Genomic DNA, 7,141 nt, shown 5'->3' on the forward strand with positions numbered 1-7,141 from the left:
TGCTGTGCCCATTCCCGGCCCATCAGTGGTTTTTCATGCGTATCACCAGCTTCAACGCCAACGGCATCCGCTCGGCCACCACCAAGGGCTTCAGCGAGTGGTTCCTGGGGCAGCAGTCCGACGTGCTCTGCATCCAAGAGACCAAGGCGCAGGAGTCGCAGCTGACCGACGCGCTGTTCCGCCCGGACGGCCACCACTGCTTCTACCGCGACGCCATCACCAAGAAGGGCTACAGCGGCGTGGCGATCTGGAGCCGGCGCGAACCGGACGAGGTGCGCACCGGGCTGGGCTGGGCGCCGTTCGATGACGAGGGCCGCTACATCGAGGCCCGCTTCGGCAACCTCAGCGTGGTTTCCTTCTATATCCCGTCCGGTTCGTCCGGCGAACTGCGCCAGGGCTTCAAGTTCGAGGTCATGGAGTGGCTGCGCCCGGTGCTGGACCAGTGGCTGGCCAGCGGCCGGGACTACGTGCTGTGCGGGGACTGGAACATCGTGCGCAGCGCGCTGGACATCAAGAACTGGAAGTCCAACCAGAAGAACTCCGGCTGCCTGCCCGAGGAGCGCGACTGGCTGAACGGCCTGTGCGCCGACCTGCCCGAGCACGCCGACCCGGCCACCGGCCGCGGCTGGGTGGACGCCTACCGCGCGCTGAACCCCACCGGCGAGGACTACACCTGGTGGAGCAACCGCGGCGCGGCCCGGGCCAACAATGTCGGTTGGCGCATCGACTACCAGTTCGTCACCCCGGGGCTGCGTGATCGCCTGCGCGGCTGCTCGATCTACACCGGTCAGCGATTCTCCGACCACGCCCCGTTCAGCGTGGACTACGAGCTGTGACCGAAGCGCTGGTGGAGGCCCCGCATCGCGGCCTGCCGCGGCTGCGCCGCCTGTTCGTGATCCTGCTGCTGGGCTTCGCCTCCGGCCTGCCACTGGCGCTGACCGGCGGCGCCATGCAGGCGTGGCTTACGGTGGAAGGCCTGGACCTGGTCACCCTGGGCTTCCTGTCCCTGATCGGCATCCCGTACACGTTCAAGTTCCTGTGGGCGCCGCTGATCGACCGCTTCGACCTGCCATTGCTCGGCCGCCGGCGCGGCTGGATCGTGCTGATGCTGTTCGCTCTGGCCGCGGCGCTGCTGGTGATGAGTTCACTCTCTCCCTCGCGGAACCTGGGCCTGTTCGCTTCCGTGGCGGTGGTGGTGGCCTGCCTGTCGGCCACCCTGGACGTGGTGATCGATGCCTACCGCACCGACCTGCTGCAGCCGGCCGAACGCGGCCTGGGCGGCTCGCTGACCGTCCTTGGCTATCGACTGGCCATGGTCCTGTCCGGTGGCATCACCCTGATCTGGGCCGAGCAGTGGCAGAGCTGGCCGCAGGTGTACCGGGTCATGGCGAGCCTGGCGGCCGTGGTCGGCGTGCTGGCGCTGGTGCTGATGCCGCCGCTGCCGGCGCGCTTCAAGGCTCCGGTCTCCAAGGCCAGCAGTGAAGTGTGGGGGTTCCTGGCGCTGGTGCTTGGCGTGGCGGCGGGGGCCTGGCTGGCACACCAGCTGCTGGTGCTGGTCGGGCTGGACCCGGACAGCAGCGACCGCTGGGTGCGGCTGGTGTTCGTCATCACCCAGATCGCCGCGGCGATGGTGCTGGGCCTGGGGGTCACCCGCTGGGTGCGCTTCGAAACCCTCAACGCCTCGCTGCGCAGCTATTTCGGCATGCGCGGTGCCGGCGCCTTCCTCGCGCTGGTGGTGCTGTACAAGGTCGGCGACGCCTTCGCGCTGAGTCTGTCCACGCCGTTCCTGCTCAAGGGCATGCACTTCAGCCAGGCCGAGGTGGGGCTGGCCAACAAGACCATCGGCCTGCTGATGACCATCGTCGGCGCCATCGTCGGCGGCTTCTTCCTGCTGCGCCTGCGCCTGTCCACGGCGGTGATCGCCTTCGGGGTGCTGCAGCTGGTCTCCAACCTGGGGTTCTACCTGCTGGCCCGCGAGGGCGCCGGCGCCTGGGGTACGGTGGAAGTGCCCGCTTTCAACCTGCTGATCGTGCACCTGGACACGCCCACGCCGATGGACGGCCTGCTGCTGTTCGCGCTGAGCCTGGACAACTTCGCCGGCGGCATGGGCACGGCGGCGTTCGTGGCGCTGCTCAGTGGCCTGTGCGGCACCCGCTTCTCGGCGACCCATTACGCGCTGTTGTCGGCCTTCGCCACGCTGGGGCGGGTGTTCGTCGGGCCGTTTGCCGGTGTCCTGGCCGATGCCTATGGCTGGCAGGTGTTCTTCCTGGTCTCGGTGGTGGTCGGCATGCCGGGCCTGCTGATGGCCTGGTGGCTGCGCCGCGAGGTGGATGCCACCACCCGGGTTGTCGAGGCCGGCTGAACCGCCGGCCGGTTCGTATTGAATCCCCCGGCCGCCTCGCTGATGATGCCGCCGGGGGATCCACCGGACCGTTGACGTGGTGGACATGGCCGAAGTGACCTTGCGGGATATCGACCCGCTGTTGTTTGAGCGCATCCGCCGCCTGGCGGTGGCGCGCGGCTGGACCCATGAGCAGACCTGCCTGATCCTGCTCGAACAGGGGCTGTTCTCCAGCGAGCACGAAGTCCGCAGCGGCTTCGAGAACCGCGAAGTCGACGTCCTCACCGAAGCCATCAAGGCCCTGCACGAACTGCCCGCCGGCGCCGACCTGTAGCCCACGGGCTGGCCAGCAGCGCTTTCCCCGCGCATTGGCGTGGATGCAATCCCCGCCCAGTCAAGCCGGCTCAGGCCGGATGGATCGCGCCCAGGATCCGCGGCCCACGGGCCCCGCTGACGCTGGGCAGGTTGCCCGGCAACCCCGCCAGCGTCTGCTGCGCCAGCCACGCAAAGCCCATCGCTTCCATGTAATCCGGGTCCAGCCCCTGTTCGGCGCTGGAGCCGATCACCACCCCCGGCAAGCGAGCCTGCAACCGGCGCAGCAACTGCGGGTTGCGCACACCGCCGCCGCAGACGAGCAGGCGCCGCACCTGCGGCAGGTGGGCCAGCAACGCGTCCGCCACGGTGGCCGCGGTCAGTTCCAGCAAGGTGGCCTGCACGTCGGCCGGTGCCAGTGGCCGGCCGTCGAAGCGCGCCTCCACCCAGGCCAGGTGGAACTGTTCGCGGCCGGTGCTTTTCGGCGGTGGCAGGGCAAACCACGGTTCGGCCAGCAGGCGCGCCAGCAGGCCTTCATCGACCTGGCCGCTGGCCGCGAACGCGCCATCGGCATCGAAGGCCTGCCCCAGGTGCCGTTGGCACCAACCATCGAGCAGCGCGTTGGCCGGTCCGGTGTCGAAGCCCCGCAGGCTGCCGTCGCGGGCGATCAGGCTCAGGTTGCCGATGCCCCCCAGGTTCAGCACGGCACGGTCCTCGTCGGTGCTGCCCAGCATGGCCAGGTGGAAGGCCGGCATCAGCGGTGCGCCGTGGCCACCGGCGGCCACGTCGCGGCGGCGGAAGTCGGCCACGGTGGTGATGCCGGTCAACTCCGCGATGCGGTTGGCATCGCCGATCTGCCAGGTGAACCCCGGCGCGGCCAGTGGCCGGTGGCGGATGGTCTGCCCATGCGAGCCGATCGCGCGCACCTGTCTGGCGTCCACGCCGGCACTGGCCAGCAACCGGTTGGCGGCCGCGGCGAACGCGATTCCCACCTGTGCATCCAGTTGCCCCAGCGTATCCAGCGAGGCCGGCTCATGGCCCTGGCCCAACGCGATCAGTGCCGCCCGCGTGTCCGCCTCCCAGTCATGGGTATGGCCTTGCACGAAATGGCACCCGCCTTCGGTCGGGAACTGCACCAACGCGGCATCGATGCCATCGGCACTGGTGCCGGACATCAGGCCAAGGAACAACGGCAGGCGGGGATCAATGGCGGTCATGGCAGAAGCCGGATGAAAACGGGCAGGGAAGCTTCAAGCCCCCTGCCCGTGGCGTCAACGCGCGGCGGTTGGATCAGCCGCGCTTGCCGGTCGGTGCCGCCGCGCTGGCGGTCTGCGTCGGCGCCGGCGTGGCGCTGCCGGCATCGGCGTAGATGGCTTCCTCCATGCCGCGGATCCGCGCCATGGCCGGCGCGGTCTGCGCACGGAACGCCGCCAGTTCAGCGCCCTTGAGCGGTTCCGGCGGCGGCATCGTCACCGACAGCGGGTTGCGGTGCTGGCCATTGACGCGGAATTCGTAGTGCAGGTGCGGGCCGGTGGCCAGGCCGGTCGAGCCGACGTAGCCGATCACCGCGCCCTGCGGCACGCGCGCCCCGGTGCGGTAGCTGCCCAGGCGCGACATATGGCCGTACAGCGTGGTGTAGCCGCGCCCGTGGTCCAGGATCACCACGTTGCCATAACCGCGCTGGGTGCCGGCGAACTGCACGCGGGCATCACCGGCGGCCATGATCGGGGTGCCGGTGCGCGCGGCATAGTCCACGCCCTTGTGCATGCGCATGGTGCCCAGCACCGGGTGTCGGCGCGCGCCGAAGTTGGAGCTCAACCGCGCGAACGGGATCGGCATGCGGATGAAGCTCTTCTTCAGCGGCCGCCCGTTGATGTCGTAGTACTCGAACTTGCCACCGCGCTCGAAGCGGAAGCCGGTGTAGGTCTTGCCCCCGGTGTTGAACGTGGCCGCCAGGATCTTGCTGGTGTCGATGCGCTCGCCTTCGCGCCAGGTCTCGTCCATCACCACGCTGAAGCGGTCGCCCGGCTGCAGGTCCTTGGAGAAGTCGATGTCGTACTTGAAGATCTCGTCGGTCATCGTGGCGATGGCCGAGGGCGAGAGCCCGGCGCGGCGCGCGGAGGCGTACAGCGAACTGGTGATCTCGCCGCTGGCGACCACCGTCCGGGTGCTCGTCGCCCGCTCGGTCACCTTCTCGCTGATCTGGTCATCGCGCAGGGAGAGTTCGACGCGGTGGCTGGCATCACGGTCAAACCGGAGGGTGCGCAGGCTGCCGTTCACCGGCAGGTCGAACGCCAGCTCGGTGCCGGGCTTGAGCCGGGTCAGCACCTCGCGGGTGCCGGGGTGTTCCAGCACGCGGTGCATCACCGTGGCCGGCACGCCGGCCGCTTCGAACAGGTCGCTCAGGGTCTGGCCACGCTGCACGCGCAGGATCTGCCAGCTGTCCCCGGGCGTTTCGCCCTGGCGTGCCAGCGCCAGCGGCGGCAAGGGCAGCGCCAACGAGGCATGCGAGGCGGGCAGGGGGTTGTCGATGGAATTGGAGAACCCCGGCACGATCGTCGCGGCGAGCGCGCCGATGGTCACGAACAGGCTGGCGTGGATCCAATGGCGCCGTGTCCAGCGTTCGTTGAACGCGGCGGGAAGATGATCCTTGAGCCTCCGATGCAGGGCCGTGTCGTGCAGGACGTTGCGTCTTTCCTGGATGCGCTGCTTGCGCGCATCGCCATGATCGGATTGTGCCATCGGTGGTTTCTCTGACCGGCCCGGAGCGCGGGCTCAAACGGGGGTAACATAGACACCTATCAATACCGCGTCAAACCATTGAGCCATATGGCTTTTCGATCTGCCGGCGTGGTTAACTTGCACTTAACACCATTCATGTTTTTAACGGCGAAGCCGGGAGTTTTAGCGTGTCCCCCATTGATGAAGCCCTTGCCCTGATCGGCCGCGGAGCCGATGAAATCCTCAAGTTGGATGAATTGCGCCAGCGCCTGGAGAGTGGTCGCCCGTTGCGCGTGAAGGCTGGCTTCGATCCCACCGCCCCGGACCTGCACCTGGGCCACACCGTGCTGCTCAACAAGCTGCGCCAGTTCCAGGACCTCGGCCACCAGGTCATTTTCCTGATCGGCGACTTCACCGGCATGATTGGCGATCCCTCCGGCAAGAGCCTGACCCGCAAGCCGCTCAGCAAGGAAGACGTGCTCGCCAACGCCCGCACCTATGAGGAGCAGGTGTTCAAGGTGCTGGACCGCGACAAGACCGAAGTCCGCTTCAACTCGGAGTGGTTCGGCAAGATGGGCGCGGCGGACATGATCCGCCTGGCCGGCCAGCACACCGTGGCGCGCATGCTCGAGCGCGACGACTTCGCCAAGCGCTATGCCGCCCAGCAATCCATCGCCATCCATGAATTCCTCTACCCGCTGGTGCAGGGTTACGACTCGGTGGCACTGGAGGCGGACGTCGAACTCGGCGGCACCGACCAGAAGTTCAACCTGCTGATGGGCCGTGGCCTGCAGGAGCATTACGGGCAGAAACCGCAGATCGTGCTGACCATGCCGCTGCTGGAAGGCTTGGACGGCGTCAACAAGATGTCCAAGTCGCTGGGCAATTACATCGGCATCAGCGAACCGGCCATCGACATCGTCACCAAGACCATGAAGGTGGACGACACCTTGATGTGGCGCTGGATCGACCTGCTCAGCTTCGACATCTCCATTGCCGAAGCCCAGCAGCTGCGTGCCGACGTTGAAGCCGGCACGATCAACCCGCGCGAGATCAAGCTGCGTCTGGCGCGCGAACTGGCCACCCGCTTCCACGATGCCGCCGCCGCCGAGCAGGCCATTGCCGGTTGGAACGCGGCGGTGACCGGGCAGGGCGACATCACCCAGCTGCCGCTGCAGGAAGTCACCGTGCCGGCCGAAGGCCTGCGTATCGGCGCCTTGTTGACCGCCGCGGGCCTGACCCCCAGCAACTCCGAAGCCTCGCGCAAGCTCAAGGAACGTGCGGTCAAGGTCGATGGCGAAGTGATCGAAGACGCACAGACCGTCCTGCAGCCGGGCTTCGAAGGCCTGCTGCAGGTGGGCAAGCGCACCTTCGCCCGCGTCCTGCTGGTCGCCGGCTGAGCCCGAACCCAGCACGCCAGGGATCTCCGGGCTCGTGATCTCCCGGCTCGCGGCAGAAAGGCCCCTCTCCCGCAAGCGGGAGAGGGGTTGGGGTGAGGGGAAGGTCGTAGCGCTCCTTATATGTGTAGGGGGAGCAGGCACTGCCTCACCGCCTTGGGCGGCCTCAAAACAGGCCGCCCAAACAAAAGTAAGAAAAAGCCTCCACACCCCCTTCACAAAGCCGCAGAAGAAGCACATACTTTCCCTCCCCCGACGCAGGGGCCTCGCAAGAGGCGCAGCGCAGGGAAAGTAAGAAGTCACCGCCTCGCAAAAAGGTGTTGACGGAAACGAAAAGCCTGCTAAAGTAGGCGGCTCGCTTCAACGAGAT

The 7,141-nt window shown here is 67.6% G+C and carries 7 protein-coding genes; 4 read left to right on the top strand and 3 right to left on the bottom strand.

The features are described 5' to 3' along the window. Window positions 1-35 precede the first annotated feature (35 nt). From ATCM_RS02150 to ATCM_RS02160, 3 genes are all read left to right on the top strand, one after another. Window positions 36-836, top strand: a complete 801-nt coding sequence (locus tag ATCM_RS02150; RefSeq protein WP_132862620.1) for an exodeoxyribonuclease III — start codon at window positions 36-38, stop codon at window positions 834-836. Further along, window positions 833-2,362: an MFS transporter gene (locus tag ATCM_RS02155; protein ID WP_132862621.1), complete on the top strand. Its 1,530-nt coding sequence runs from the start codon at window positions 833-835 to the stop codon at window positions 2,360-2,362. Before ATCM_RS02150 ends, ATCM_RS02155 begins: the two co-directional genes overlap by 4 nt. Window positions 2,363-2,447: 85 nt before the next feature. Beyond that, the gene (locus ATCM_RS02160) at window positions 2,448-2,675 is read left to right on the top strand and encodes a hypothetical protein (protein ID WP_132862622.1); all 228 of its coding nucleotides are present in this window, start codon (window positions 2,448-2,450) and stop codon (window positions 2,673-2,675) included. A 70-nt stretch (window positions 2,676-2,745) separates the two neighbouring features. Here the strand turns inward: ATCM_RS02160 and ATCM_RS02165 are convergent, their stop codons facing one another. Beyond that, complete coding sequence (locus ATCM_RS02165) at window positions 2,746-3,870, bottom strand: anhydro-N-acetylmuramic acid kinase (RefSeq protein WP_132862623.1); 1,125 nt, start codon at window positions 3,868-3,870, stop codon at window positions 2,746-2,748. Window positions 3,871-3,943: 73 nt separating this feature from the next. Continuing rightward, window positions 3,944-5,395, bottom strand: coding sequence for a peptidoglycan DD-metalloendopeptidase family protein (locus ATCM_RS02170; protein WP_132862624.1), 1,452 nt, complete (start codon window positions 5,393-5,395; stop codon window positions 3,944-3,946). Between the two features lie 167 nt (window positions 5,396-5,562). On the opposite strand from ATCM_RS02170, the gene tyrS reads away from it, so the two are divergent. Then, window positions 5,563-6,774 carry a tyrosine--tRNA ligase gene (gene tyrS / locus ATCM_RS02175; protein ID WP_132862625.1) on the top strand — a complete coding sequence of 404 codons (1,212 nt, stop codon included), beginning with the start codon at window positions 5,563-5,565 and terminating at the stop codon, window positions 6,772-6,774. 163 nt (window positions 6,775-6,937) lie between these two features. On the opposite strand, the gene ATCM_RS19210 is transcribed toward tyrS, so the two are convergent. Beyond that, a partial coding sequence (locus tag ATCM_RS19210) for a hypothetical protein (RefSeq protein ID WP_207911767.1) occupies window positions 6,938-7,141 on the bottom strand: 204 nt, incomplete at its 5' end.

The organism is Stenotrophomonas sp. ATCM1_4 (genome assembly GCF_004348115.1).
Lineage (GTDB): Bacteria > Pseudomonadota > Gammaproteobacteria > Xanthomonadales > Xanthomonadaceae > Stenotrophomonas > Stenotrophomonas capsici.

Coding starts and splice junctions, on each gene's coding strand:
- ATCM_RS02165 (WP_132862623.1), bottom strand. CDS start 3,870: ATGACCGCCATTGATCCCCGCCTGCCGTTGTTCCTTGGCCTGATGTCC.
- ATCM_RS02160 (WP_132862622.1), top strand. CDS start 2,448: ATGGCCGAAGTGACCTTGCGGGATATCGACCCGCTGTTGTTTGAGCGC.
- ATCM_RS02170 (WP_132862624.1), bottom strand. CDS start 5,395: ATGGCACAATCCGATCATGGCGATGCGCGCAAGCAGCGCATCCAGGAA.
- ATCM_RS02150 (WP_132862620.1), top strand. CDS start 36: ATGCGTATCACCAGCTTCAACGCCAACGGCATCCGCTCGGCCACCACC.